25 protein-coding genes are annotated in these 24,980 nt (G+C 69.3%); 12 read left to right on the top strand and 13 right to left on the bottom strand.

All coding sequences use genetic code 11. The features are described 5' to 3' along the window. Positions 1–27: 27 nt before the first annotated feature. The 8 genes from LTT66_RS19805 to cofD all read right to left on the bottom strand — a co-directional run bounded on the left by LTT66_RS19805 (position 28) and on the right by cofD (position 6,696). The gene (locus LTT66_RS19805) at positions 28–1,164 is read right to left on the bottom strand and encodes an alkane 1-monooxygenase (protein WP_233060089.1); all 1,137 of its coding nucleotides are present in this window, start codon (positions 1,162–1,164) and stop codon (positions 28–30) included. 191 nt (positions 1,165–1,355) lie between these two features. After that, positions 1,356–1,976 carry a TetR/AcrR family transcriptional regulator gene (locus tag LTT66_RS19800; RefSeq protein WP_233060088.1) on the bottom strand — a complete coding sequence of 207 codons (621 nt, stop codon included), beginning with the start codon at positions 1,974–1,976 and terminating at the stop codon, positions 1,356–1,358. A 40-nt stretch (positions 1,977–2,016) separates the two neighbouring features. Next, complete coding sequence (locus LTT66_RS19795) at positions 2,017–2,199, bottom strand: rubredoxin (RefSeq protein WP_043696873.1); 183 nt, start codon at positions 2,197–2,199, stop codon at positions 2,017–2,019. Then, positions 2,196–2,369, bottom strand: a complete 174-nt coding sequence (locus tag LTT66_RS19790) for a rubredoxin (RefSeq protein ID WP_233060087.1) — start codon at positions 2,367–2,369, stop codon at positions 2,196–2,198. The genes LTT66_RS19795 and LTT66_RS19790 overlap by 4 nt, the downstream gene beginning before the upstream one ends. Next, a complete protein-coding gene (locus LTT66_RS19785) occupies positions 2,366–3,622 on the bottom strand; it encodes an alkane 1-monooxygenase (RefSeq protein ID WP_233069336.1) in 1,257 nt (418 codons plus the stop codon). Before LTT66_RS19785 ends, LTT66_RS19790 begins: the two co-directional genes overlap by 4 nt. Positions 3,623–3,801: 179 nt before the next feature. Then, the gene (locus LTT66_RS19780) at positions 3,802–4,320 is read right to left on the bottom strand and encodes an NUDIX hydrolase (RefSeq protein WP_181719248.1); all 519 of its coding nucleotides are present in this window, start codon (positions 4,318–4,320) and stop codon (positions 3,802–3,804) included. A 34-nt stretch (positions 4,321–4,354) separates the two neighbouring features. Continuing rightward, complete coding sequence (locus LTT66_RS19775; protein ID WP_233060086.1) at positions 4,355–5,701, bottom strand: coenzyme F420-0:L-glutamate ligase; 1,347 nt, start codon at positions 5,699–5,701, stop codon at positions 4,355–4,357. Further along, on the bottom strand, positions 5,698–6,696 hold the full coding sequence (cofD, locus tag LTT66_RS19770; protein ID WP_408638652.1) for a 2-phospho-L-lactate transferase: 999 nt from the start codon (positions 6,694–6,696) through the stop codon (positions 5,698–5,700). The genes LTT66_RS19775 and cofD overlap by 4 nt, the downstream gene beginning before the upstream one ends. 491 nt (positions 6,697–7,187) lie before the next feature. Here cofD and LTT66_RS19765 point away from each other — a divergent pair, with 491 nt between their 5' ends. The 7 genes from LTT66_RS19765 (at position 7,188) to LTT66_RS19735 (ending at position 13,703) form a co-directional block, all read left to right on the top strand. Further along, on the top strand, positions 7,188–7,421 hold the full coding sequence (locus LTT66_RS19765; protein WP_029901515.1) for a WhiB family transcriptional regulator: 234 nt from the start codon (positions 7,188–7,190) through the stop codon (positions 7,419–7,421). A 124-nt stretch (positions 7,422–7,545) separates the two neighbouring features. Next, complete coding sequence (locus tag LTT66_RS19760) at positions 7,546–8,025, top strand: metallopeptidase family protein (RefSeq protein WP_167477524.1); 480 nt, start codon at positions 7,546–7,548, stop codon at positions 8,023–8,025. A gap of 324 nt (positions 8,026–8,349) precedes the next feature. Then, on the top strand, positions 8,350–8,730 hold the full coding sequence (locus LTT66_RS19755) for a DUF3499 domain-containing protein (protein ID WP_043697013.1): 381 nt from the start codon (positions 8,350–8,352) through the stop codon (positions 8,728–8,730). Between the two features lie 52 nt (positions 8,731–8,782). Beyond that, positions 8,783–10,159 (top strand): phosphomannomutase/phosphoglucomutase, encoded by a 1,377-nt coding sequence (locus LTT66_RS19750; protein WP_181719251.1) that lies wholly within the window; start codon positions 8,783–8,785, stop codon positions 10,157–10,159. A gap of 118 nt (positions 10,160–10,277) precedes the next feature. Next, on the top strand, positions 10,278–11,480 hold the full coding sequence (locus LTT66_RS19745; protein WP_233060085.1) for a serine/threonine-protein kinase: 1,203 nt from the start codon (positions 10,278–10,280) through the stop codon (positions 11,478–11,480). Further along, complete coding sequence (manA, locus tag LTT66_RS19740) at positions 11,480–12,700, top strand: mannose-6-phosphate isomerase, class I (RefSeq protein WP_233060084.1); 1,221 nt, start codon at positions 11,480–11,482, stop codon at positions 12,698–12,700. Before LTT66_RS19745 ends, manA begins: the two co-directional genes overlap by 1 nt. 76 nt (positions 12,701–12,776) lie before the next feature. Next, positions 12,777–13,703, top strand: a complete 927-nt coding sequence (locus LTT66_RS19735; protein ID WP_233060083.1) for a cation diffusion facilitator family transporter — start codon at positions 12,777–12,779, stop codon at positions 13,701–13,703. A 73-nt stretch (positions 13,704–13,776) separates the two neighbouring features. On the opposite strand, the gene LTT66_RS19730 is transcribed toward LTT66_RS19735, so the two are convergent. Continuing rightward, a complete protein-coding gene (locus LTT66_RS19730) occupies positions 13,777–15,246 on the bottom strand; it encodes a phytoene desaturase family protein (RefSeq protein ID WP_233060082.1) in 1,470 nt (489 codons plus the stop codon). A gap of 221 nt (positions 15,247–15,467) precedes the next feature. Here LTT66_RS19730 and LTT66_RS19725 point away from each other — a divergent pair, with 221 nt between their 5' ends. Next, positions 15,468–15,893 carry a DUF4267 domain-containing protein gene (locus LTT66_RS19725; protein ID WP_195064940.1) on the top strand — a complete coding sequence of 142 codons (426 nt, stop codon included), beginning with the start codon at positions 15,468–15,470 and terminating at the stop codon, positions 15,891–15,893. Between the two features lie 154 nt (positions 15,894–16,047). Further along, the gene (locus LTT66_RS19720; RefSeq protein ID WP_233060081.1) at positions 16,048–16,263 is read left to right on the top strand and encodes a DUF4287 domain-containing protein; all 216 of its coding nucleotides are present in this window, start codon (positions 16,048–16,050) and stop codon (positions 16,261–16,263) included. 102 nt (positions 16,264–16,365) lie between these two features. Here LTT66_RS19720 and LTT66_RS19715 read toward each other — a convergent pair whose 3' ends face one another. Continuing rightward, positions 16,366–17,730 (bottom strand): cation:dicarboxylate symporter family transporter, encoded by a 1,365-nt coding sequence (locus LTT66_RS19715; protein WP_233060080.1) that lies wholly within the window; start codon positions 17,728–17,730, stop codon positions 16,366–16,368. A 122-nt stretch (positions 17,731–17,852) separates the two neighbouring features. Here LTT66_RS19715 and LTT66_RS19710 point away from each other — a divergent pair, with 122 nt between their 5' ends. After that, positions 17,853–19,421, top strand: a complete 1,569-nt coding sequence (locus tag LTT66_RS19710; RefSeq protein WP_233060079.1) for a sensor histidine kinase — start codon at positions 17,853–17,855, stop codon at positions 19,419–19,421. Further along, positions 19,418–20,122, top strand: coding sequence for a response regulator (locus LTT66_RS19705; RefSeq protein WP_195150350.1), 705 nt, complete (start codon positions 19,418–19,420; stop codon positions 20,120–20,122). Before LTT66_RS19710 ends, LTT66_RS19705 begins: the two co-directional genes overlap by 4 nt. Here LTT66_RS19705 and LTT66_RS19700 read toward each other — a convergent pair whose 3' ends face one another. The 3 genes from LTT66_RS19700 to LTT66_RS19690 all read right to left on the bottom strand — a co-directional run bounded on the left by LTT66_RS19700 (position 20,123) and on the right by LTT66_RS19690 (position 23,841). After that, a complete protein-coding gene (locus tag LTT66_RS19700; protein ID WP_233060078.1) occupies positions 20,123–21,424 on the bottom strand; it encodes a cytochrome P450 in 1,302 nt (433 codons plus the stop codon). It lies immediately after the preceding gene. A gap of 134 nt (positions 21,425–21,558) precedes the next feature. After that, positions 21,559–22,281 (bottom strand): TIGR03089 family protein, encoded by a 723-nt coding sequence (locus tag LTT66_RS19695; RefSeq protein WP_233060077.1) that lies wholly within the window; start codon positions 22,279–22,281, stop codon positions 21,559–21,561. A 3-nt stretch (positions 22,282–22,284) separates the two neighbouring features. Beyond that, positions 22,285–23,841, bottom strand: a complete 1,557-nt coding sequence (locus LTT66_RS19690) for an LCP family protein (protein ID WP_408638859.1) — start codon at positions 23,839–23,841, stop codon at positions 22,285–22,287. A 111-nt stretch (positions 23,842–23,952) separates the two neighbouring features. On the opposite strand from LTT66_RS19690, the gene rfbD reads away from it, so the two are divergent. Next, the gene (gene rfbD, locus LTT66_RS19685; protein WP_233060076.1) at positions 23,953–24,822 is read left to right on the top strand and encodes a dTDP-4-dehydrorhamnose reductase; all 870 of its coding nucleotides are present in this window, start codon (positions 23,953–23,955) and stop codon (positions 24,820–24,822) included. Positions 24,823–24,980 lie beyond the last annotated feature (158 nt).

Genomic DNA, 24,980 nt, shown 5'->3' with positions numbered 1-24,980 from the left:
GCGTCGAACTCGCCCCGGGGGCGGTGCTTACGCGATTACCCCACGGGCCGCCAGGATGCGGCGCCGCTTACGCGGCTGGATGTTCGCCAGTGTGATGTCGCCGCCGTAATGGGCGAGGACGCGGTCGTCCATCACCCACCGCCACAGCGGCGGGATGGCGGCCAGCACGATCATGGCGGCGTAGCCCGCGGGCAGCTGCGGAGCCTGCTGCGAGGTGCGCAGTGTCTGGTAGCGCCGACCCGGATTGGCGTGGTGGTCGCTGTGCCGCTGCAGGTGGAACAGGAAGATGTTGGTGACCAGGTGGTCGCTGTTCCAGCTGTCGCGCGGCGAGCAGCGGGCGTACATGCCGTTCGGGCGGCGCGCGCGCAGCAGGCCGTAGTGCTCGACGTAGTTCACCGTCTCCAGCAGGCCGATGCCGATGACCGCCTGCAGCAGCAGCCAGGGCAGCACCTGGTAGCCGAACGCCGCGATCAGCGCGCCGAACAGTACGAGCGTCATCGACCAGGCCTGCAGGATGTGGTTGTCCCGGCTCCACCAGCCCTTGCCCTTGCGCGCCAGCCGCTCACGCTCGAGCGCGAGTGCGGAGCGGAAGCTCCCGGACACACTGCGGGGCAGGAACTCCCACAGCGACTCGCCCAGCCGGCCGCTGGCCGGATCCTCCGGGGTCGCCACCCGCACGTGATGGCCGCGGTTGTGCTCGACGAAGAAGTGTCCGTAACCGGACTGCGCGAGCGCGATCTTGGCCAGCCAGCGTTCCATGCGTTCGACCCGGTGCCCGAGTTCGTGGGCGGCGTTGATGCCGATGCCGCTGACGAATCCGAGGGTGGCGGCCAGACCGAGCTTGTCGACCACGCTCAGGTCGTCACCGGACCACATGTAGCACGCGATCACCAGGCCGATCAGCTGGACCGGGAGCATCAGGTAGGTGCACCACCGGTAATACCGGTCGTTGGACAGCAATTCGTAGTCCTCGTCCCGCGGATTGCTGCCGTCCACGCCGATCGCCCAGTCCAGCGCCGGGATGACGATCAGCACGATGATCGGGCCGATCCACCAGAAGACCTCGGCGCCGGTGTGCAGCACCAGTTGCGACGGCAGCAATGCGGACGACGGCGCGAGCAAGCCGAGAACCCACAGATGGCGTTTGGGATCGGGCGATCCCACCGGTTTGCCAACCGTTTGCACTTTTTCTCCGCTCAAAGAAGACCCGAACACCGTCGCCTGAGAATACTTGTTGACTTGGTGTTCGTTACACCTGTGCCGTCGGTTGAAACAGGATCGCTATCACAAGCCGTGCAGTCTGTTTTCAATGTGCTGCATATGCGCCGAGTCGCGAGCCGGTTGCCCGCGCGGGCTCAGTTCTGCACCCGCGCGGCGAGGATCGCTTCGACGTAGGGACTCAACAGCGCACTCAACTCCGCGGGCGCGTCCCGCCCCGGACCGGGCGGAGTGGGGATGTAGCTGAGGGCGATTCGCACCAGCGCGTGCGCGATGACATCCGATTCGGCCGCCGTCGACGCCACCCAGCTGTACTGGAAGGCGCGCGACAGCCGCTCGGTCGCATGCTCGAGCAACGGCCCGGCGTCGAGGGTGATCAGCCGCAGCAGATCCAGCTTCACCTCGCCCGCGAGCAACGACTGCACCAGTGGGTCGGACGCCGCGTCGAAGAAGAAGTTGGCCATGCCGTCACGGAACGCGGCGCGGACGTCGCCCACGTTGCCGTTGATCGCCGCGTCGACATGGTCGACCAGGAAGTCGGCCAGTCGCAGGGCGTATGCCTGGGTGAGTCCGCTGCGCGAGCCGAACTCGTTGTACAGCGTCTGCCTGCTCACGCCGGCCCTGGCCGCGACGTCGCCGAGGGTGATCTTGGACCAATCCCGCTCGGTGAGCAGCTCGCGCATCGCGTCCAGAACCGACGTCCGCAGCAGGTCCCGCGCGGCCTCCTGGTAGGGAACTCTGGTTCCGTTGCGCGGCATACCCGCGACACTGTCACGGGCGCCTGCCGCAGTCAAAATCTCACGACCGTTCGATTTCGACCATGTAGAAGTCCGCCTTGGCGGCCCCGCAGTCCGGGCAGGTCCAGTCGTCGGGGATGTCGTCCCAGCGGGTTCCCGGCGCGATGCCGTCCTCCGGCCAGCCCTCGGCTTCGTCGTATTCGAAGCCGCACTGGATGCACTGATAGAGCTTGTACTCGTTCATTTCGTGGCCCCTATCGGCTCGAAGTCGATCTTCTCCCGCACGCCGCAGTCCGGGCAGCACCAGTCGTCCGGCACCTTCTCCCAGCGGGTGCCCGGCGGAAAGCCTTCGTGCGGCGCGCCCTTCGCCTCATCGAAGACGTAGTCGCAGACGGGGCAGCGATAGGCGCTCACAATGCGTCCTTTCCGCCCGTCTCGGTGGCGGCGGAGCCGTAGCGCGCCAGCACCTTCTCCCGCTTGCCCGGATCGATGTTGGCGCGGGTGATGTCGCCGTCGTAGTGCGCGAGCACGCGCTTGTCCATGACGCGGCGCCACAGCGGCGGGAAGTAGGCGAGCAGGATCATGCTGGCGTAGCCGCTGGGCAGGTTCGGCGCGCCGTCCCAGCTGCGCAAGGTCTGGTAGCGCCGGGTCGGGTAGGCGTGGTGATCGCTGTGCCGCTGCAGGTGGTACAGGAAGATGTTGGTGACAATGTGGTCGCTGTTCCAGCTGTGCACCGGGGCGGGCCGCTCGTACCGGCCGCTCGCCGTGCGCTGCCGCACCAGGCCGTAGTGCTCCAGATAGTTGACCGCCTCCAGCAGGCTGAAGCCGACCACGGCCTGCAGGATCAGGTAGGGCAGCAGTTCGATGCCGAACACCGCGACCAGCGCCGCGAACAGCGCCGCCGACATCAGCCAGGCGCTGAGCACTTCGTTGCGCAGGCTCCACGGCTTCTTGCCGAGCCGATCCAGCCGCGCCTTCTCCAACTGCCAGGACGATTTCAGGCTGCCCCACACGGTGCGCGGCCAGAACGCCCAGAAGGTCTCGCCCACCCGGGAACTCGCCGGGTCCTCGGGCGTCGCGACGCGCACGTGGTGGCCGCGGTTGTGCTCGATGTAGAAGTGCCCGTAGCACGACTGGGCCAGCGCGATGCGGGACAGCCAGCGCTCCAGGTCCACTTTCTTGTGGCCGAGCTCGTGCGCGGTGTTGATGCCGATGCCGCCGATCATGCCGACGGTGATCGCCAGGCCGATCTTGTCCACCACGTGCAGCCCGCCGTCGATGCCGAGCCAGCTCACCTCGTCGGCGGTGATCAGGTAGGCCGCCATGAGCAGCGTGGCGTACTGGAACGGCAGGTAAAGATAGGTCAGGTAGCGGTAGTACCGGTCGTTCTCCAGGTACTCCATCACCTCGTCGGGCGGGTTGTCGCCGTCCGGGCCGAAGAAGACGTCCGCGATCGGAATCAGCACATAGATCAGGATCGGCCCGAGCCAGAACGGCACCTGCGCGAGGCGGTGCCAGCCGAGCTCGTTCAACGCCCAGATCAGCGGCAGACCGATGACGAACAGGCCGGTCGGGGCGAACAATCCCCAGAGCCACATATAGCGCTTGCGGTCGCGCCAGGCCGGTACCTCGACCGGCTGCGCAGACATGTCGGCGTGCGTCGACATCGTTGTCTCCAATCCGAACAGCACGTTTACTGTGACGTGCATTACCTCACATATGGACGATATAGGCACATTTGTCGCTTGTCTATACAAATCAGACAATTTGTAAACCGACGCGCGCATGAGAAAGGCCCCAACCGGATGTGCATCCGACCGGGGCCCGGTCTCGAAGAGGGGTTAGTTCAACGCAGCAGAACGTCGGCGTCCGCGGGCAGCGCGTCTACCGGCCACCAGCGCAGATCGGTGGATTCGTGGCTGCGCACCGGGACGGCGCCCGCGGGAGCGGTGAGGCGGAACAGGAGGTCCAGGTGCCTGGTCGGCACGCCGAGTGAGCAGGTGATGGGGTGCGCCTGGGCGCCGTAGAGTCCCGGGTGCAACCGCAGGTCCGCGATGCCGGATTCCTCGATGGCTTCGCGCAGCGCGGCGCCCGCGACCGTCTCGTCGCGCTCCTCGCAGTGGCCGCCGAGCTGGATCCAGCGTCCGACCCGCGGGTGCAGGGTGAGCAGCACCTCGCGGCCGTCGTGGGAGAAGACCACCGCGGAGGCGGTGATGTGGCCCGGCGCGTGCTCGCGCAGGCACCCGCGCGGAGCAGAGCCGAGGAAGGCCAACATCGCCTCGCGCAGCGAGCGGTCCGATTCGACGTCCGGACACCATGTTTCGAGCAACTCGGTGGCCGAAGCGTGCAGCGACTCCGCGCTCACCGGCGCCCCTCGCGCGCCGCGGGATCGAAGCGCGTCACAGCTCGACCAGCCCCGAGCCCGCGCCCGGTGCCTGCCGTGGGGTCAGCTCCTCGAGCGGATGGCCGATGGCGATGGCGCCCAGCGGGCTCCAGTCCTCGTCCAGACCCAGGACCGCACGGGTGACCTCCGGGGCGAAGATCGTCGACCCGATCCAGCAGCTGCCGATTCCCTCGGTGGCCAAGGCGACCAGCAGCCCCTGCACCGCGGCGCCCACCGCGACGGTGAACATGGTGCGCTCGTTGGCCCGCCTGCGCTCGTCCGGGTAGTCGTGCGCGCCGTCCGGCACGCAGAACGGGATGATCACCTCGGGGGCGTCGAACAGGATGCGCCCGCGCGCGATCCGGCGCTCGACCCGCTCCGGGTCGAGTCCGTCGGCGGTCAGATCGGCGCGCCACTGCCGCGCCATCGCCTCGAGCAGGCGAGTACGCAGCTGCGGCTCGCGCAGCCAGACGAATCGCACCGGCCGGGTGTGGTGCGGCGCGGGCGCGGTCAGCGCGACCGACACCGCCGCGCGGATGCGTTCGGGGTCCACCGGCGTTTCGGCGAACTGGCGGATCGAGCGGCGCAGGAGGATCGCCTCCTTGCGACCGCGCTCGATCGCCTCCGCGGTGCCCAGCCAGAACAGGTCCTCGGTGCCGCCGCGCAGCAGATCGGTGGCGCTGGAACCGTCGTCGACGATCGGCAGGCCGCGCACCACCGCTACCGGGACACCGCCGAGTTTGCCCTTGACCAGGTCGGCGGCGGCGGCCAGCTCGTCCGCCACGGCCACCTGGGTGACGAACAATTCGTTGCCCTGTCCGTCCACCGCGCCCGCGTAGTCGTGCAGCACCCGCAGGCCCGCGGCGCCGATGGCCGCGTCGGTCTGGCCGTTGCGCCAGGCGCGGCCCATCGTGTCGGTGACGACCACCGCCACCGTCACACCCAGTCGCCGGGCGAGCGCGGCGCGCAGCGCCTTGGCGCTGGCGTCCGGGTCGGTGGGCAACAGCACGAGTTCACCCTGTTCGACGTTCGAGCCGTCCACGCCGGAGGCCGCCTGCACGATGCCGAGCTTGTTCTCGGTGATCAAGGTGCGGCCCTTGCGGGCGAGCACCCGCACCGCCTCCTGGTCGATGAGCCTGCGCCGGGCGGCGTCGCGTTCCTCCGGGTCCAGCGGCGCTTCCACGATGCGCCCCTCGACCTTGGCGACGATCTTGCTGGTGACCACCAGCACGTCACCGTCGGCCAGCCAGGGCGCACAGCGGGCGATGTGCTCGGCGAGGTCGTCGCCGGGCCGGAATTCGGGCAGCCCGGTGATGGGCAGGATGCGCAGCTCTCCGGCCGCGTGATCGGCGGATGTGGTCACGGGGCGACTCCAGCGAGATCCAGCGCCTGACGCACCATTTCGGCGGTGGTGGGCGGGTCGGTCATCAACAAGGGCACGCTACGCACCTCGACGCCGGGCACGTCGGCGGTGTCGGTGCTGTGGATCAGCCAGCCGTCCAGGATGCCGGTGGCCGAGCGGGCGCCGTAGTACCGGCCGATCGCCTCGGCCGTGGTCTCCACGCCGATCACCGACAGGCATTCGTCGGCCATACCCCGCAGGGGCTTGCCGTCGATCACGCCGGACACGCCGATCACCTTGGCCCGGGTGGTGCGCAGGGCGCCGCGGATACCGGGCACGGCGAGGATGGCGCCGATGCTCACGACGGGGTTCGACGGCGCGAGAAGGACCACGTCGGCGGATTCTATGATATCGATCACATTTGGGGCAGGTTTGGCTTCATCGGCGCCAATTGTGGCGAATCCATGGGTGTCGATGTTCGCGCGGTAGCGAACCCACCACTCTTGAAAATGGATCGCGCGCCGTTCGCCAGGCTTGCCCGGATCGGTCACGACGACATGCGTTTCGCAGCGATCGTCGGTTGCCGGGATCAGTTTCACGCCGGGCTGCCACCGGTTGCACAGCGCTTCCGTGACCGCGGAGAGCCGGTATCCGGCGCGCAACATTTCGGTCCGGATCAGATGCGTGGCGATATCGCGGTCCCCCAAGCCGAACCAGTCCGGCTGGGCGTGGTACTTCGCGAGCTCCTCTTTGGCGTGCCAGGTTTCGCCGACGCGACCCCAGCCCCGATCGGCATCGATGCCGCCGCCGAGGGTATACATGCAGGTGTCGAGGTCGGGACAGATCCGGAGCCCATGCATCCAGACGTCGTCGCCGACGTTCACGATCGCGGCGACCTCGGCCTCGGGCAGCAGTTCCCGGACGCCCTGCAGGAAACGCGCCCCACCGACGCCGCCGACCAGCACGGCGATCCGGGGTCCGTTCGCGGGCGTGGCGTCCGCTTGTTGTCCAGTCACATCCGCACAGCCTATGCGCTGGCGTGGCGACTCCCATTCGCGGCAAATTTGCTGTTTATTTGCTATTGCAGATCACAAGTTGGGATCGGAATGCGGCTGCGGATAGTAACGGAATAGCGACGGCGGCTTGACCATCGACGCGTCCGGCGTGTCTAATCACAGTCATGTCATTCCGGGGTCGCGCGAGAGTTCCACGCGCGAGCCGCTTTTCGAACAGATGTTCGCATCGGTATGACAAGCTCGGGGACGTCCGCGGGACAACGTCGCGGGGTATGGCCGTCGGTGCGCGTGTTGGTCCGACGGAAAGAATCATTCTGCGCTAACACACAGTGAGGAGGCGGAGCGTGGCCAACGAGATGGTCTCGCCGACCGATTCCACAGCAGGCGCAGCACGTGGCGTCTGCGCAGACAACGGCGGCTGGAAGGACCAAGAGGGGGGTGACGGAGTCACAGCGCCCCGGCTCAGCCTGGTCGTGACCGGCTTCGACGAGATGTTCGAATCCATCGAAGAGCAGTGGCAAGAGCGCGCCCTGTGCGCGCAGACCGATCCGGAGGCGTTCTTCCCCGAGAAGGGCGGCTCGACTCGTGAGGCCAAACGGATCTGCATGGGCTGCGAGGTGCGTGACGAGTGCCTGGAATACGCGCTCGCGCACGATGAGCGCTTCGGCATCTGGGGCGGGCTCTCCGAGCGAGAGCGCCGCCGCCTCAAGCGCGGCATCGGCTGACAGACATCCGCGGGGCCCGGAGCCGCCCGTCCCACCAGGGCACTCCGGGCACGCGCGACACGACCGGACGAATCTCCACCGCCTGATGCGGACGGCCGGACCCGGCTGGCCTAGATTTTGTGTCATGGCACGTTCCCGTAAGCGTCGACCGCCGACCGCGCGGTCGGTTATCCGCCGTGGCCGCGGAGTGCGCGGGCCGATGCTGCCCCCCACGGTGCCCGCCTGGCGGACCCGCGGCCAGAAATTCGACCGGCTGGTGCTGGAGGCGTTCGCCCCGCTGGACACCCGCTGGCACGACCGGCTCACCAAGCTCGACATCGCGGTCGACGACGTTCCGAAAATCCGTCCGCTGCACCCCGATTCGGTCACCTGGCCGGACGAGGTGGTCGCCGACGGCCCGGTTCCCCTCTCCCGGCTCATCCCGGCCGGGGTCGACCGGCACGGCGCGGCGACCAGGGCGCGCGTGGTGCTGTTCCGCAAGCCGCTCGAACTGCGCGCCAGCGACCCCGACGACCTGGTGGACCTGCTGCGCGAGGTGCTGGTCCAGCAGGTGGCGACCTATCTCGGCGTCGACCCGGACGTGATCGATCCGGAAGCCGAGTGAGTCGCACCCATCCGCGCGGCGGTGGCCCTCGAATGCAGTTGCGGGGCAGGCGCCGGCGAGAACACGTGTAAGCCGGTGACCGCTGGGTATCCCGGAGCTTCCCGCTTCGCGACGAACCGCTCGCACCGCGCACCCTCACGGGGCCGGCCGGGCGGCACACCGTGGTCCGAGCCGGGGAAACGTCGTGCAGTACACCGCCGGACGCGAAGCGCGCCCGGCGGGCCTGCGTGCCGCCCTCGTTTCGCGACGCGCGAACCGAGATTCTTCAAGCGTGTCTGTCCCCATCGACGCGCCAGGGGGGTTACTCTCATCGGCGTGATTCCCATGCGTCGTTGCTGCCGTCCAGGCTGCAAGAATCCGGCCGTCGCGACGCTCACCTATGTGTACTCGGACTCGACGGCAGTGGTCGGACCACTCGCGACGGTCGCCGAACCGCACTCCTGGGATCTCTGCGAAACGCACGGCTCACGAATCACCGCTCCGAAGGGCTGGGAGCTGGTTCGCCACGAAGGTGGATTCTCCTCCAGCACACCGGATGACGACGATCTGACCGCGCTCGCCGAGGCGGTGCGGGAGGCCGGGCTGCGCCGCCGCCCGCCGGAGCACGAGCAGCGTGGCTATCGCGACTACGCTCCCCCGCCGCCGCGGACCACGCGAACCGGCCGCCGCGGCCATCTGCGCGTCCTGCCCGACCCGCCGTCCTGAACAGACGAGGACGGTGTCGGACCGGCTCGGCGCAACCACTAGGGTGGTGGGCATGACAGTCGCCCGCTCTGCCGAATTCGTGAACGCGGTGATCAAGGCCTACGACGTTCGCGGTGTGGTCGGTGATCAGATCGACGCGGAATTCGTCAGGGACGTCGGCGCCTCCTTCGCCCGGCTGATGCGCGCCGAGAACGCCACCCGGATCGTCATCGGACACGACATGCGGGACTCCTCCCCGGCTTTGTCCGCGGCCTTCGCCGACGGCGTGCTCGACCAGGGCCTCGACGTGGTGCACATCGGCTTGGCCTCGACCGACCAGCTGTACTTCGCCTCCGGACACCTGGACTGCCCGGGCGCCATGTTCACCGCCAGCCACAACCCGGCCCGCTACAACGGCATCAAGCTGTGCCGCGCCAAGGCCCTTCCGGTCGGGCAGGACACCGGTCTGGCCACCGTCAAGGGCCAGCTGATCGAGGGTGTGCCCGAGTACACGGGCGAGCGCGGCAGCGCGACGGAATTGGATCTGCTCACCGAATACGCGCAGTTCCTGCGCGGCCTGGTCGATCTCGACGGCATCCGCCCCCTCACGATCGCGGTGGACGCGGGCAACGGTATGGGCGGCCACACGGTCCCCGCGGTGCTGGGCACGCTGCCCCAGGTGACGATCGTGCCGCTGTACTTCGAGCTGGACGGCAGCTTCCCGAACCACGAGGCCAATCCGCTGGACCCGGCGAACCTGGTAGACCTGCAGAAGCTGGTCGGCGAATCCGGCGCGGACATCGGCCTGGCCTTCGACGGCGATGCCGACCGCTGTTTCGTGGTCGACGAGAACGGCGACCCGGTGTCGCCCTCGGCGATCACCGCCCTGGTCGCCGAGCGCGAGCTGGCCAAGGAGCCCGGCGCGGTGATCATCCACAATCTGATCACCTCCCGCGCGGTGCCCGAACTCGTGCACGAACTGGGCGGAACGCCGTTGCGCACCCGGGTCGGGCACTCGTTCATCAAGCAGGAGATGGCCGCCACCGGAGCGGTGTTCGGCGGCGAGCACTCCGCGCACTACTACTTCCGCGACTTCTGGGGCGCCGACTCCGGCATGCTCGCGGCGCTGCACGTGCTGGCCGCGCTCGGCGAGAAGGACCGGCCGGTGTCGGAACTGATGGCTTCCTACGCCGGCTACGCGGCCTCCGGCGAGATCAACTCGACCGTGGCCGACGCCGAGGCGCGGACGTTGGCCGTGGTGGAGGCCTTCGCGGACCGGGCGCACTCGGTGGACCGGCTGGACGGGGTGACCGTGCAGTTGGCCGACAACGCCTGGTTCAACCTGCGCGCGTCGAACACCGAGCCGTTGCTCCGGCTGAACGTCGAGGCCCGATCGGCGGAGGAAGTAGACGCACTCGTGACCGAGATCCTGAGCATCGTGCGCTCCTGACTGGAATAGTGGAATCACAGGCCTTGGAGTCGCCCGACTCGGTCTCGGTGTGGCAGCTGGACCGGGTGGGCGCGGGGGCGGAAAAGACACAGCGCGATGAGGGGAGGTGGGACGCCCGATGATCGCTGGAACACCGGTGCTCGACCTCGACGATGCCGCTTCACTCGAGGCCGCCGACGCAGGCGGCGCCCTTCGCTCGGCCGCATCCGGCGGCGCCCAGGTACGTGCTACCGCGGCGGCCGTCGGTGAGGACGCGCTGGCCCGATTGGCCGATCTGCGCCCACGCAGCGTGGTATTCGTCTCCGGTTCCGGACGTGCCGCCCGTGCCGCCGGACTGCTCGTCGCCGCGCTCGGCGACCGTGCGGGCCTACCCGTGGTGCCCGCCGCCGCCCTCCCGCCGTGGGTGGGGCCGCTGGACGTCGTCCTGGTCTCCGGCGACGACGCGGGCGATCCGCGCCTGATCGACGCCGTCGACCGGGCACTGCGCCGCGGCGCGGAGGTGGTCGTCGCCGCGCCGCACGAGGGGCCGCTGCGCGCCGCCGCGGCCGGACGCGCCGCCGTGCTGGAGCCGCGGGTACCGGTGCTCGGGCACAACCGCCTGTTGCGCTTCCTGGCCGCCGGAATCGCGGTGCTGCGCGCGGTGGACCCGCAGCGCACCGGCGCCGCCGTCCCCGACCTCACCGAACTGGCCGACGTGCTGGACGCGGAGGCGCTGCGCGACGGCCCGCACAACGAGGTCTTCCGCAATCCCGCCAAGACGCTGGCCGCGCGCATGCAGCAGCGGGGCATCGTGCTCGCGGGTGATTCGCCCGCCGCCGCCGAGCTGGCCGAGCACGGCGCCGAGGTGCTGCTGCAGTCCGCGGGCAAAGTGGCCACCGCGGTGGACCTGGCCGAGGCCGTGGCGGCGCGGACCAGGATGTCCGAGGCGGCAGGCGAATCCGCGCCCGACTTCGATCCGCTGTTCCACGACGAGGAGCTCGACGGCCCCGCGCCGGTGGAGCGCATCCGGGTGTTCGTGCTCAGCGCCGATCGCGATCGCGCGGCCGCGCGCCGCCGCCTCGCGGTGTTCGGCGGCGACGGATCGAACCTGGTCGACGCCGATCTGGTGAACGCCGACGTCGACCTGCTGCACACCGAGATGACCGACCCCGCCGCTCCCACGCAGGCCCGCGCCGAGGAGCCCGCGCCTGCCGAGGGCACCGAACTCGAACAGCTCGCGGTGCTCGCGCTGCGACTGGAGATGGCCGCCGCCTACCTGCGGCTTATCGGCTCGCGCACCGCCTCGGCCGACAGCCAGGGGCAGTACGGGGGAAGCTACTAGTGCACGAACTCGTTGGTGCGCTGCGCTCGTATGCCTGGGGCTCGCGCACCGCGCTCGCTCAGCTGTGCGGCAGGCCGGTGCCGTCGGCGCATCCAGAAGCCGAGTTGTGGTTCGGCGCCCACCCCGCCGACCCGGCGTACGTGAAGATCGGTGACCGCACCACTTCGCTGCTGGAGCTGGTCGCCGCCGACCCGGACCGGGAACTGGGCTCCGCCGCGGCGGAATTCGACGCGAAGCTGCCGTTCCTGCTCAAGGTACTGGCCGCCGAGGAGCCACTGTCGCTGCAGGCGCACCCGAGCACGGAACAGGCCCGAGCCGGCTTCGACCGGGAGAACCGGGCGAAGGTGCCGTTGGATTCGCCGCTGCGCAATTACCGCGACGACAATCACAAGCCCGAACTGGTCGTCGCGCTGGACCGGTTCGAGGCGCTGGCCGGTTTCCGCGAGCCGCACCGCACGGTCGCGTTACTGCGCGCGCTGGCGGTGGACAGCTTGCACTCCTACTGCGAACTGCTTGCCGCCCAGCCGGATTCCGCCGGCTTGCGCACACTGTTCACCACTTGGATCACGCTGCCGCAGCACGTGCTCGCCACGCTGCTGCCCGCGGTGCTGGACGGCTGTGTGCGATACCTGTCCGGCAAAGGCGCGCGCGAGTTCACCGCCGAGGCGCGCACCACGCTCGAACTCGCCGAGGCATACCCGGGCGACGCGGGTGTGCTGGCAGCGCTGCTGCTGAACCGGGTGACCTTGGAGCCGGGCCAGGGATTGTTCCTCGCGGCCGGGAATCTGCACGCCTACCTGCGCGGGCTCGGCGTGGAGATCATGGCCAACTCCGACAACGTGCTGCGCGGCGGTCTCACCCCCAAACACGTCGACGTGCCGGAACTGTTGCGCGTATTGGACTTCGAACCGATCGGCTTGCCGGTCGTGCTGCCGGAACCCGCGGGCGACGGGTCGGTGCGCTACCGCACCCCTGCGCCCGAGTTCGCGCTGCGCCGCTTCGACTTGGTCGCCGGGTCCGCGCGGGTGCCGCTGACCGCGGCGGGGCCGGGCATCGTGCTGTGCACGGCGGGACGGGTGCGCCTGTTCCAGAACGGCTCCGCGCTGGAGCTCACCCGGGGCGGGGCCGCCTGGATCTCCGCCGCCGACACCGATATTCGCGCGCAGGCGCTGGACGGTGCCGTCCAGCTGTTCTGCGCATGCGTCGGCGCGAGCGGCTGACCGATCCGGAACGCCGGATCACCGGTGCCCTAGTCTGGTCGCGGGTATCCCGGAGAAACAGAGAGGACATGCTTCCATGTCTGCTGGTGGTGGCAAGAAGGCGATCGTCGCGGCGTTGACCGCGAACGCGGGGATCGCCGCGGCGAAGTTCGTCGGTGCGGCGATCACCGGCTCGGGGTCGATGCTCGCCGAAGCCGTGCACTCCGTAGCCGACACGGGCAACCAGGGACTGCTGCTGCTGGGGCAGCGGCGCGCCGCGAAGGAAGCGACCGAGCTGCACCCGTTCGGGTACGCGCGCAACCGCTACTTCTATTCGTTCATCGTGGCGCTGGTGCTGTTCACCCTCGGGTCGGGTTACGCCATCTACGAGGGCATCCACAAGATCCAGCATCCGGAAGAGCTGACTTCGCCGATCGTGGCGATCGTCATCCTGGTGATCGCGATCGCCTTGGAGCTCTACAGCTTCACCACTGCCGTGCGCGAGTCCGCGCCGCTGAAAGGTGAGGCCAGCTGGTGGCAGTTCATCCGTAATTCGCGCAGCCCGGAACTTCCGGTGGTTCTGCTGGAGGACACCGGCGCGCTGGTCGGCCTGATCCTGGCGCTCTCGGGCGTCGGCCTGACCATGATCACCCACGACCCGATCTGGGACGGGGTCGGCACGCTGGCCATCGGCGGGCTGCTCGGTGTCATCGCCGTCGTGCTGATCGTGGAGATGCAGAGCCTGCTGATCGGTGAGGGCGCCACACCGGAGGAGAACGGGAAGATCCGCGCGAACCTGGTGGACGACATCCGCATCGATCGGGTGATCCACCTCAAGACCCAATACCTCGGCCCGGAGGAACTGCTCGTGGCGGCGAAGGTCGGCGTGGTCCCCGGCCTGGACGTCGCGGCGATCGCGAACGCCATCGACGACGCCGAGGCCCGCGTCCGCGCGGCGGTCCCCGCGGCACGCGCGATCTACCTCGAACCCGATCTCTACCGCACCGAACCCGCCAAGGGATAGGTCCTCGCGGACCGGAGCAGTTCTCTCGTGCGGCGCAAGAGTCTGTGGCGGGAAGATCCCGGCTGGGTAGTTCTCAGCGGTGCTGGGTAGCGGGGGTACGCAAGAGGTCGAGCGGATCGGTGCGGATATCGAAGCGTTCGCGCAGAGCGTGGCGCGCGGCATGCAATCCGCTCATGCCGTGCACCCCCGGGCCCGGCGGGGTGGCGGACGAGCACAGGTAGACACCGGGGATCGGTGTGGCGTAAGGATTCCAGCGCGGGGCGGGACGAAACGCGAACTGGCGCAGGGTCATCGCTCCAGCGGAGATGTCGCCGCCGATGTAGTTGGCGTTGTGCGAGGGCATTTCAGCGGCGGTGATCACGTTCTTGGCCACGATCAGATCCCTGAAGCCCGGCGCGAATCGCTCGACCTGGGCGATCACTTCCTCGCTGACATCACGGGTGGAGCCGTTGGGGACGTGGGCGTAGGTGTAGTAGGTGTGGCCGCCCACGGGCGCGCGGGTGGAGTCGACCACGCCGGGCTGGATAGTCAGCACATAGGGCCGTTCGGCGTGTCGTCCCATGGCCACGGCGTGCTCGGCGGCCATGGCCTCGGCGCGGGTGCCGATCACGTGCACCGTTCCGGCCAGCGCGCAGCCCTCGGCATGCCACGGCACCGGACCGGAGAGCGCGAAGTCGATCTTGCAGGCCGCGCCGCCGTAGCGGAAACGCCGCAGCCGCTTCGCGTACCGGGCGGGCAACCGGTGCTCGGCGATCCGCAGCAGTTCGGCAGGGGCGAGGTCGAGCAGAACGGCACGGGCATCGGCGAATTCATCCAGCGAGTCGACCCGGTGCCCGGTGTGCACCCGGCCGCCGAGGCGTTCGAGTTCGGCGATGAGCGCATCGGGAATCGCCTGACTGCCGCCGCGCGGGATCACCCAGCCCCCGACGTGGGCCAGCGTGCCGAGCAGCAGTGCCGCGCCCGCGGCCGTGACGGCGCGCGGCGGAATGATCGCGTGGGTGGCGATGCCGGTCAGCAGGGCGGGTGCGACCTGTTCGCGGAATCTGACGTTCCACAGCGGTGAGCCCTGCTCCAGCGTGCGCAGGCCGAAACGGATCGCGGTCGCGAGCCCGGACGGGACGCGCCGCAGGTCCGACATCGCGATGTCGACCACGTCCGGCCAGTGCCGCACCAGCGGTGCGAACAGCTTGCGCCAGGCCGGGCCGTCCGGACCGAGGGCATCGACCGTCCGTTCCAGGTCCCGCCAGGCCAGGCCGGCCACGCCGCCGTCGAGCGGATGCGCGTAGGAGACCTCCGGCGTGAGCAGGTCGACGCCGTGCGCGGTCAGGTCGAACGCGCGGAACAGCGGAGACGCCGCCGCCATCGGATGCGCGCCCGCGCACACGTCGTGCCGATAACCCGGCAGGGTCAACTCGGCCGTGCGGGACCCGCCCCCGGCCGTCGGCTCGGCCTCGTAGACCTCCACGGCGAGCCCCGCTCTGGCCAGAATCACCGCGGCGGCGAGCCCGTTCGGTCCCGAGCCGACCACAACCACATCAGCCATGCCCCCACGCTACCGGCCGACCGGCCTTCGACTTGCTCGCCGACACCACCACCGCGCGGCCGACCCGCCTGCGGCCCCGCCCCCCGGTCGCGGACCCGTGCGAGTGCTCATGATTCAAATTCTAGCGTCGCTAGACAATCTATCGAAGCTCGATTATTCTCTCACTATCAGATCTAGCGACGCTAGATTTCGGAGCAGAGATTACCAGTAGGAGTGCCACCATGACCCTCTCCCGCACCGCCACCGTCCTGTCCCTGATCGGCGCCGCGTTCATCCTCTACATCGGGATCAGCTACCTGTTCGCCCCCGACACCATCGCTCCCGGCTTCGGCCTTCCCGCTTGGCCGGACGGTGACGCGGCGGCGTTCATGAACCTCAAAGGCGTGCGGGACACCGTCTTCGGCGTGTTGATCCTGGTCCTGCTCGGCCTGCGGCAGCGGTACGCGCTCGGCATCGTGACCTCGGTCGTCGCACTCGTGCCGATCGGCGACATGCTCACCGTGCTCAGCTGGCACGGTTCGGCCGCCGCGGCTTTCGGTATCCACGGCTTGACCGCCGCCCTGGTCGCGCTGACCGGTGCGCTCTTGATCCGCGAGCACAGCCTGGGCAAGGACCACACGACTGCGTCGGTCGCCGTGACCGCCTGACCAGGCTGCGGTGCCACAGACCTCTCGACTGCGCCCGCGTCGCAACGGAACCCGCCCTCGCAGCGATCCGGATCACTTTCACCGGACCGCCGACGAATTCCGGCAGTTCGCTTCGTCAGCACCATCGAACGCACGACGAGCAAGGAGATCGACCATGGCGACCAAGCCGCACGGCCCCGCGTCCTACTTCCCCTCCATCGAGGCCAAGTACGGCCGCGCCATCGAGGAGTGGAAGGCCGCGATGCGCGACAACGGACTGACCTCGCACAAGGACCTCGTCGAATGGCTGAAGACCGAGCACGGATTCGGGCACGGCCACGCCACCGCGCTCACCCAGCACCACCTGCACCCCGAGAAGTGGGCGGCCTGACCCCGGACGCCACGAAGGGCCCGCAGATCGTGCGGGCCCTTCGTCGTGCGCCGGCTGCTGGCGCCCGGCCCGGCGCTGCGCGGGACTTCGCCCGGCCGCGCCCTATGCCTTGACCAGATCGATGGTCTCGGCCTCTCGCGTGAGCGGCGCCCCCGGCGTCCCGTGGTCGTCGTCGAGCATGGTCCGCTCATCGAAAGGCATCCTGCGATCTAGCACTTCGCGCACCCGGTCCACGTCGACAGTCTTGGTCCAGGTGCCGATCAGCACCGTGGCGACCGCGTTGCCGGAGAAGTTGGTCAGCGCCCGCGCCTCCGACATGAAACGGTCGATGCCGACGATCAGGCCGACGCCGTCGAGGAGTTCGGGCCGGTGGCTCTGCAATCCGCCTGCCAGCGTGGCCAGCCCCGCGCCGGTGACGCCCGCGGCGCCCTTGGAGGCGATGATCATGAACAGCAGTAGCCCGAGTTGCTCGCCGATGGACAGCGGCTTGCCCATCGCCTCGGCGATGAACAGCGACGCCATGGTCAGGTAGATGGCGGTGCCGTCCAGGTTGAACGAATACCCGGTCGGCACGACGACGCCCACGGTCGAGCGCTGCACGCCCATGTGGTCCATCTTCGCGATCAGCCGCGGCAGCGCCGATTCCGACGACGAGGTCGCGACGATCAGCAGGTACTCCCGCGCGAGGTAGCGGACCAACTTGAAGATCGACACTCGCGAGACGCTCCACAGCAGCACGCCGAGCACACCGAAGACGAACACCAGGCAGGTGAGGTAGAACGCGGCCATCAGCGTGCCCAGTTTCACCACCGCGTCCAGGCCGGTCTTGCCGACCACGTTCGCGATCGCGCCGAACGCGCCGATCGGCGCCAGCCACAGGATCATCACCAGGATCCGGAATACGAGTTTCTGCAGCAGCGCCACGCCGCGCACGATCGGCTCGCCCGCCGTGCCCATGGCCTGCACGGCGAAACCGACCAGCAGCGCGACGAACAGCGCTTGCAGGACATTGCCGGTGGTGAGCGAGGACAGCAGCGTGGACGGGACGATGTTCTGGACGAATTCCCAGGTGCCGCCCGCGCTGTGCGCCGTGGTCGCCAGGTCGTGACCGGCTTTGGTCGACTTGGCGATATTCAGTCCCGTGCCGGGTTGCAATAGATTGCCGACGACGAGACCGATCCCGAGCGCGATGGTCGACATGATCAGGAAGTAGCCGATGGCCAGACCGCCGACCTTGCCGACGGTGGCCGCCGCGCGCACCGAGCCGATCCCGAGCACGATCGTGCAGAAGATGACCGGAGCGATCATCATTTTGATGAGATTGACGAAGATGGTTCCCAGCGGAGCGAACGATTGCGCGACGCCGGGGGCCAGCCAGCCGACGAGGACGCCCGCGACCACCGCGACGATGACGGCCAGATAGAGCCAATGGGTGCGGTCGTGCCGCGTTCGAACCGAGTCGCTCATAGCGAGGATTTCCCTTCGAAAGGTACCGAAGCGAGGTCGCTGACGCTCGCCAGGCAGAATGATGGTCGGCTGGGTGATCCTGGTCACTGTTTGGTGCATTACGTTCAGCGGAGGAAGAGCTTGTGAGACGCGGTCGGCTCTCCCTCGCCGGTCAGGCATTCGTCTTCCAGTTGGTCGTGCTCGCGGTGATGATCGCGATCGGCGTGGTGCTCGCCGTGCTGGACGCCAGGCATGACAGCGACGTCACCACCACCCGCGAGGTCACCGACGTCGCGGTGAGTGTCGCCGACGCGCCCTCCACCGTGGCCGCGATCGGCGCGGCCGATCCGACCGCGCTGTTGCAGCCGGTCACCGAGGAGATCCGCCGCGAGACCGGCATGGACTTCATCGTGGTCATGGCACCGGACCGGACGCGCTACACGCACACCAACCCGGCGATGATCGGGCTGCCGTTCAGCGGCACCATCGATCGCGCGCTGGCGGGTGAGACCTTCACCGAGACCTTCACCGGCACCCTCGGCCCCTCCATCCGGGCGGTGACTCCGGTCTACGACAACGGGCGGATCGTGGCCCTGGTCTCCGCGGGCGTCACCCGCGCGAAGATCGGCGACCAGGTCGCCACCCAGCTCCCGGTGATCCTCGGCGTCGCGGGGGCCGGGCTCGTGCTGGCCGCCGGAGGATCGTTCCTGCTCAGCCGCAGGCTGCGGCGGCAGACGCACGGCCTGGCGCCCGACGAGCTGCGCGCGATGTACGAGCACCACGACGCCGTCCTGCACTCGGTGCACGAGGGTCTGGTGGTGTTCGGGCCGTCCGGCGAGGACGCCGAGGTGGTCAACGACGAGGCACGCCGGCTGCTCGACCTGCCCGTCGGCGACGTCCGGCGCAGCGACCTCCCATTGTCGCTGCAACGAATGAGCTGGGGCACCGTTCGCGACGAGATGCACGTGACCACCGATCGGATCCTGCTGGTCAACCAGGACACCGTCTCGTGGGAGGGCAGGCCGATCGGCACGGTGATGACCATTCGCGACCACACCGAATTGCAGGCGGTGATGGGCGAACTCGACTCCGTGCGCAGCTTCGCGGCGTCGTTGCAGGCGCAGGCGCACGAGTCAGCCAACCGGCTGCACACCGTGGTCACCATGGTGGAGCTGGGCCACCACCGGGAGGCCGTCGAGTTCGCCACCGCGGAACTCGAACTGTCCCAGTCGCTGATCGATCGGCTGTTCGCCGCGGTGGGTGCGCCCGCGCTGGCCGCTCTGCTGCTCGGCAAGGTGAACCAGGCGGCCGAACGCGGCATCGAGCTGACCATCACCGACGACACCGCCCTGGACTCGGTGGATCCGCTGTCGCCGCACGAAACCGTGACGCTGGTCGGGAATCTCGTCGACAACGCGATCGATGCCGCGGCGGGCAGCGCGTCGGGCTGGGTGGAAGTCACCCTGCGCCACCAGCGGGCGGATGCCGCGAACGAGTCGCTCTACATCCGGATCGCCGACAGCGGACCCGGCATGTCGGCGGAGATGTTCGCGCGCGCGTCCCAGCGCGGCTATTCGACCAAAGCCGACCACCACGGGCTCGGTCTCGCGCTGGTCCACCGGCTGGTGGCCCGCCACGGGGGAAGCATCCGCACTCAACGGGATCCCGAAAGCGCGGTGACCGTGACGATTCCACGAAAGGAAGCGCGATGATCCGTGTCCTGATCGTCGAGGACGAGCCGCTGATCGCCGAGGCGCACCGCGCCTATGTGGAGCGCATCACCGGATTCACCCCCGTCGGTGTCGCCCATACCGGACGCGAGGCGATGCGCGCCGCCGCCGACGCCGCGGCCGAGGGCACGCCGATCGACCTGGTGCTGATGGACATCGGCCTGCCGGACGCCAGCGGGCTCGACGTCGCGGCCGCGCTGACCGGCTTGGCGCCGCGCCCGGACGTCATCGCCATCACCTCCGCCCGGGACCTGGCCTTGGTGCGCACCGCGGTGTCGCACGGCGTCGTGCTGTACCTGCTGAAGCCGTTCACCTTCGCCGCGTTCCGCGACAAGCTGGATCGCTATCGCGAGTTCCGCACCGCGCTTCCGGCCGGCGAGAGCGCCATCTCCCAGCACGACATCGACCGGGCGTTGAGCGCGCTACGGACCCCGGACCAGCGCGCCGCCACCCCGAAGGGCGTCGCGCCGCAGACTCTCGACGAGATCTCCCGCACCGTGCGCGCGGCCGAGGGCGAGGGCGTCACCGCCGCGGACACCGCGACCTCGATCGGGGTGTCGCGCATCACAGCCTGGCGGTACCTGGAGAAGCTGGCCGACGACGGGTTGGTCGTGCGCCGCTCGGACTACGGCAGGGCGGGACGCCCGAAGACCCGTTACGTCTGGAAGACCACGCCCGGCTGATCAGACCGGTTCCGGCGCGGGCGCGCGCTGACCGAGCCGCACCGGCATCAGTTCGTAGCCGTGCAGGGTGAACAGCTCGCGCCGCTTCGGCGGACCATCCAGGCGCAGGTCGGGGAACCGCTCGAACAGGGCTTGCAGCGCGTGGACGCCCTCCATCCTGGCCAGGCTGGCCCCGAGGCAGACGTGCACGCCGCTGCTGAACGACAGGTGCTCCTTGGCGTTGTCGCGTCCGATGTCGAACCGCCCGGGATCGGCGAAGACCGCCGGGTCGCGATTGGCGCCCGCCAGCGACAGCACCACGGTGTTGCCCGCGCGCACCCGGATACCGTCGATCTGCACGTCGGTCAGCGCGGTGCGCGCCGTGGTCTGCACCGGTGAGTCGAAACGCAGGATCTCCTCGACGGCATTGGGCCACAGCTCCGGTTCTTCGCGCAGCCGTTCCAGCTGATCGGGATGGGCCAGCAGTTGTGCGACACCGTTGCCGATCAGGTTGACCGTCGTCTCGAAGCCCGCGCCCATCAGCAGGCTCGCGGTGGCCTTGAGCGCATGGGAGTCCAGCTCGCCCGCGGTGACCAGGCTGCTGAGGATGTCCTCGCCCGGTGCGCGGCGCAACCGTTCGATGTGCTGGTCGAGGTAGTCGTTCATCACCTCCATGGCCAGCAGCGCCTTGCGGTGGGCGCGCCACGGGATGCCGACGTCCAGCAACGGCGTCATCTGATCACCCCAGTCGAGGAACCTGGCCTTGTCCTCGTCGGGGAAGCCGAGCATCTCGGAGATGATCGCGATCGGCACCTGGGAGGCGAAGGAACCGATCAGATCCGCCGAACCGTGCGCGGGCAGCGCGTCCAGCAATTCCTCGGTGACCGTCTCGACGCGGTCGCGCAGCCTGCGGATCGCGCGCGGGGTGAACGCCGAGGCGACCGGTTTGCGCATCGCCGTGTGCTCCGGCGGATCGATCACCAGCATCGACGGCGGCTCGACCGGATTCGGCGGCAGCGGGAAGCGCTCGGCCAGCTTCTGCAGCGGCTTGGGGATGTTGAAGCTCTCCGTCGTGCGCACGCCGAAACGGTTGTCGCGCAGGATGGAACGGCACAGCTCGTGATCGAAGGTCGCCCACGCGATAGAGGTGCGCAGCAGTCTCCCCTGCCCGCGCAACCGCTCGATCAGCGGGTAGGGGTCGTCGAAGCCGGCGGGCCCGCCCATCAGTTCGGCGAACGGGTCGCCGCGGCGGGCCTGCAGCCGCAGCGCGAGACGAGGCGCGCCCTGCACCGACAACCAGCGGAACCAATAGTGTGGCTTCATACTCAACCCCGTCGTTGTGCGATGACTCCACCGTACGGAACGCCGCCGACTTGTAAAACGTCCCCAGGTCGGATGCGGCGCCCATACCGTGGTAGGAGCCGCTACCTGGGCGCGGATCGCGATCGGATCGCCGCTCACCCGCGTTGCGCGGTCACCCGTTCGGACGCGATGCGCCGCTCCCGCGCCGCCGGATCCGGATTGACCACCTGCACCAGCGAAGCGCCCGCGGCGAGCACCGCGAGGTATCCGTCGATCAGTTCGGCGGGGGTGTCCCACGGCGTACTGGACAGCACCCGGTCACCCTCCGCGAAGCCCTGGAGCACCGCCGATTTCCTGGCCTCAGCCAGCACCTCGGCGACCGGCATGCCGTCCAGCGCGACACCGGCGCCGCGGGGCAGGAACTGGTCGCCGTGCACGCGCACCGAGGTGGCGAAATCGGTGACGCCCACCGGCAGGTCGCGCACCGGGGAGCCCATGGCGTCCAGCGACAGTGCCGCGACCTCGCCCGCTCCGTCGGCCTCGTCCAGGCGATCCGGAATGACCAGGGCCAGATCGGCGTCCTCGTCCGGGTGCAGCACCACCTCGGTGCCCGCCCACCAGCAGCCCAGCAGCACGGCGGCGGTCTGCCAGTGCGCCGGGAGCAGAACGGCGACCCTGGCGCCCGGGCTGAGGCCGAACTCGTCGCGAATCAGATTGGCGGTCTTGGCCGCCCAGTTCGCCAATGTCGCGCCGGACAGCTCGATGCGCGCTCCGGTGGCGTCGTCGTAGTAGGTGACGCGCGGGCCCGCCGGTTCGCGGGCGAGGATCGGATCGAGTACCGCTTCGGTGAGTGTGTGTACCTGGTGGATGTCACGCATGTTTCAGTTCACGCATTTCGGTCCGTTCTGGCCTGCGTCGATCGGTGGAGCGGGTGGGACTGGTGTGGCGGCTGACGACGTACCGGACAGATCGAACACCCGGCTCGCCGATGAACCCGGACCAGAATAGTCGCTCGCCAGCACGACGCTCACCGAATCCGGCGACAGGGCCGGATCCGCGAGCACCGTCAGCCCGCCGAGCGCTTTGGCCACCGCCTGAGCCTTCGGGCTCGCGGTGTCCGCCGCGAGCACCCGGCTGCTGGTGACGCGGCCGCCGCTGTAGTTGGACACCGTGCCTTGGCGAAATCCCTTGGCGCTCAGCGCCTGCGCGACCTCCGCCGCCAGCCCGCCGATGCCGCCGGCGTTGTACACGCTGACCGTCACCGAGGCGGGATCGAAGCCCGGCTCGGTGTTGCGTGGGGCCGGGCCGTCGCCGACCAGCGAGGCGATATAGGACTTGACCGCCTTGGGCTCGACCTTGACCACGGATTCGCCGCTGCTGGTCTCCCCGTTGAGATCGGCGACCGGAATGGTCTCGAACTTCACCTGTCCGCCGGTCAGATCCTTCAACCGCTGCAGGAACGCCAGCACGTCCCAGTCCTCGTCCAGCACGATCGTCCGCCCCACCGCCTCGCTGAGTTGCTGGAGCTTGGCCGGATTGGCCAGCGTCTTCGCGCTGAGCACCTGCCGCACCAGCTGCGCCATGAACACCTGCTGGCGCACGATGCGGTCGATGTCGCCGCGCTCCAGATCGTGGCGCTGACGTACGAAACTCAGCGCCCTCGGCCCGTCCAGGCGCTGACGTCCCGCGGGGAAACGGGCGCCGGACATCCATTCGTCCACCGGGTTCTTCAGGCACACCTCGACCCCGCCGACGGCGTCGGTGAGCAGCGCGAAGCCGAGCAGGCTCACCTCGGCATAGTGGTCGACGGTGATGCCGGTGAGGGCGGCCACCGTCTTGATCAGCGCCTGCCTGCCCGCCTGGGTGGACTGCCGCTCCGCGTCGGCCTGGGAAACCCCCTGCTCGGCCAGCTTCTGGAGCTGGGTCGCCTTGGTGGCGCCGTAGGCGGAGTTGATCTTGCCCATGCCGAGGCCGGGAATGCTGACGTAGGAATCGCGCGGAATCGAGATCGCCGTCGCCGAACGCCCGTCGTTGGGCACGCGCAGCAGCACGATGGTGTCGGTATTGGTGCCGACCTCGTCGCCCGCGTGCAGCATGGCGCGCTCGGCGTCCGACAGCGGGTTGCCGTGCGCGTCGGTGCGGCTGTCCACACCCACCAGCAGGATGTCCACCGCGCCGTCCCGGCTGCCGCCGAGTCCGAGATCGCCGATGCGCTCGATGTTGGCGACCAGGGCGTCGACACTGTGCCAGGCGAAACCGGTGAGCACCAGCACGATCACGGCGGCGGCCGCCGCGATCGAGCGCAGCGGACCGTAGGACCGGTCGCCTGCCCCGGTCGGACGCGCCGACGCCGATGTGCCCCTCCGCTGCGACAAATCTGCATCCTCTCGCCGAAACTCGGTTCCCTGGCGACGCGTGCGCAACCGATCCGCCACCATGGTCACCGCTCGCCCCGCCCGGTTTCGGGATCCCCCGATAGCTCAAGGCTATCGAACGGTTATCGCGAACGGCGGCAACCGCGGACGTGGCGGCGTGCCAGACTTGCGCCCGTGACCGACCCCACCGCACCCGACTCCACCGTGCCCGCCCGCCTCGTCGTCACCGGGGCGCACGGACAGGTGGGCCGGGAACTGCGGCGTCTCGCTCCGGCCGCAGGCGGCTACGGGCGCGCCGAACTCGACATCACCGACCCCGCTGCCGTGCGCGCGGTACTCGCGCCCGGCGACGTGGTGCTGAACTGCGCCGCGTACACCGCCGTCGACCAGGCCGAAACCGAAACCGAGGCGGCGTACGCGGGCAACGCCACCGGACCGGCCGTGCTCGCCGAGGTCTGCGCCGACCTCGGTGCCCGGCTGATCCATCTGTCCACCGATTACGTCTTTCCTGGTACCCAGGATCGGCCGTACGACACCGCCGATGTGACCGGACCGACCACCGTCTACGGGGAATCCAAGCTCGCGGGCGAACAGGCGGTGCTGAGCGGCTGCCCGGACGCGCACGTGGTGCGCACCGCGTGGGTATACACCGGGCGCGGCAGCGATTTCGTCGCGACCATGCTGCGGCTGGAGCGGGAACGCGACACCGTGGACGTGGTCGACGACGAGGTCGGCTCGCCCACCTATGCCGCCGATCTGGCCGCCGCGCTGCTGGAACTGGCGGGCCGGCCGGACGCCCCGCGCGTGCTGCACGCCACCAATGCCGGGCGGGCCAGTCGATTCGAGCTCGCCCGCGCGGTGTTCGCGGGTGTCGGCGCCGATCCCGAGCGCGTCCGCCCGTGCGATTCCTCCGCGTTCCCCAGACCCGCACGGCGCCCGGCATATTCGGTGTTGTCGCCGCGGGCGTGGAACGATGCCGGGCTGCGGCCACTGCGTGATTGGCGGACCGCGCTGGGGGACGCGCTGGCGCGACGGGCCGACTAGGCGCACCTCCGGCTTCGCCGCGGCCGTGCGCCAACCTCCGGACAGACGGCGTCCGACAGCACCTCCGCGGCGTACCTGCGCCTTCGCCACGGCCGTGCGCGGACCACCACCGACGACGTCCGGCAGCACCTTCAAGGCGTACCTGCGCCATCACTACG

Source organism: Nocardia gipuzkoensis (genome assembly GCF_021183645.1).
GTDB classification, from domain to species: Bacteria; Actinomycetota; Actinomycetes; order Mycobacteriales; family Mycobacteriaceae; genus Nocardia; species Nocardia abscessus.
The sequence above is the reverse complement of the archived record's forward strand: the minus strand, read 5'-3'. Positions and strand labels throughout refer to the sequence as shown.

Bases quoted from the DNA above. Each gene is read 5' to 3' on its own strand.
- LTT66_RS19750 (WP_181719251.1), top strand. From the start codon at position 8,783: ATGACAGTCGCCCGCTCTGCCGAATTCGTGAACGCGGTGATCAAGGCC.
- LTT66_RS19705 (WP_195150350.1), top strand. From the start codon at position 19,418: ATGATCCGTGTCCTGATCGTCGAGGACGAGCCGCTGATCGCCGAGGCG.
- LTT66_RS19715 (WP_233060080.1), bottom strand. From the start codon at position 17,730: ATGAGCGACTCGGTTCGAACGCGGCACGACCGCACCCATTGGCTCTAT.
- LTT66_RS19755 (WP_043697013.1), top strand. From the start codon at position 8,350: ATGCGTCGTTGCTGCCGTCCAGGCTGCAAGAATCCGGCCGTCGCGACG.
- LTT66_RS19785 (WP_233069336.1), bottom strand. From the start codon at position 3,622: ATGTCGACGCACGCCGACATGTCTGCGCAGCCGGTCGAGGTACCGGCC.
- LTT66_RS19735 (WP_233060083.1), top strand. From the start codon at position 12,777: ATGTCTGCTGGTGGTGGCAAGAAGGCGATCGTCGCGGCGTTGACCGCG.
- LTT66_RS19695 (WP_233060077.1), bottom strand. From the start codon at position 22,281: ATGCGTGACATCCACCAGGTACACACACTCACCGAAGCGGTACTCGAT.
- LTT66_RS19765 (WP_029901515.1), top strand. From the start codon at position 7,188: ATGTTCGAATCCATCGAAGAGCAGTGGCAAGAGCGCGCCCTGTGCGCG.
- LTT66_RS19725 (WP_195064940.1), top strand. From the start codon at position 15,468: ATGACCCTCTCCCGCACCGCCACCGTCCTGTCCCTGATCGGCGCCGCG.
- LTT66_RS19700 (WP_233060078.1), bottom strand. From the start codon at position 21,424: ATGAAGCCACACTATTGGTTCCGCTGGTTGTCGGTGCAGGGCGCGCCT.
- LTT66_RS19745 (WP_233060085.1), top strand. From the start codon at position 10,278: ATGATCGCTGGAACACCGGTGCTCGACCTCGACGATGCCGCTTCACTC.
- LTT66_RS19690 (WP_408638859.1), bottom strand. From the start codon at position 23,841: ATGGTGGCGGATCGGTTGCGCACGCGTCGCCAGGGAACCGAGTTTCGG.
- LTT66_RS19795 (WP_043696873.1), bottom strand. From the start codon at position 2,199: ATGAACGAGTACAAGCTCTATCAGTGCATCCAGTGCGGCTTCGAATAC.
- LTT66_RS19730 (WP_233060082.1), bottom strand. From the start codon at position 15,246: ATGGCTGATGTGGTTGTGGTCGGCTCGGGACCGAACGGGCTCGCCGCC.
- LTT66_RS19800 (WP_233060088.1), bottom strand. From the start codon at position 1,976: ATGCCGCGCAACGGAACCAGAGTTCCCTACCAGGAGGCCGCGCGGGAC.
- LTT66_RS19760 (WP_167477524.1), top strand. From the start codon at position 7,546: ATGGCACGTTCCCGTAAGCGTCGACCGCCGACCGCGCGGTCGGTTATC.
- LTT66_RS19720 (WP_233060081.1), top strand. From the start codon at position 16,048: ATGGCGACCAAGCCGCACGGCCCCGCGTCCTACTTCCCCTCCATCGAG.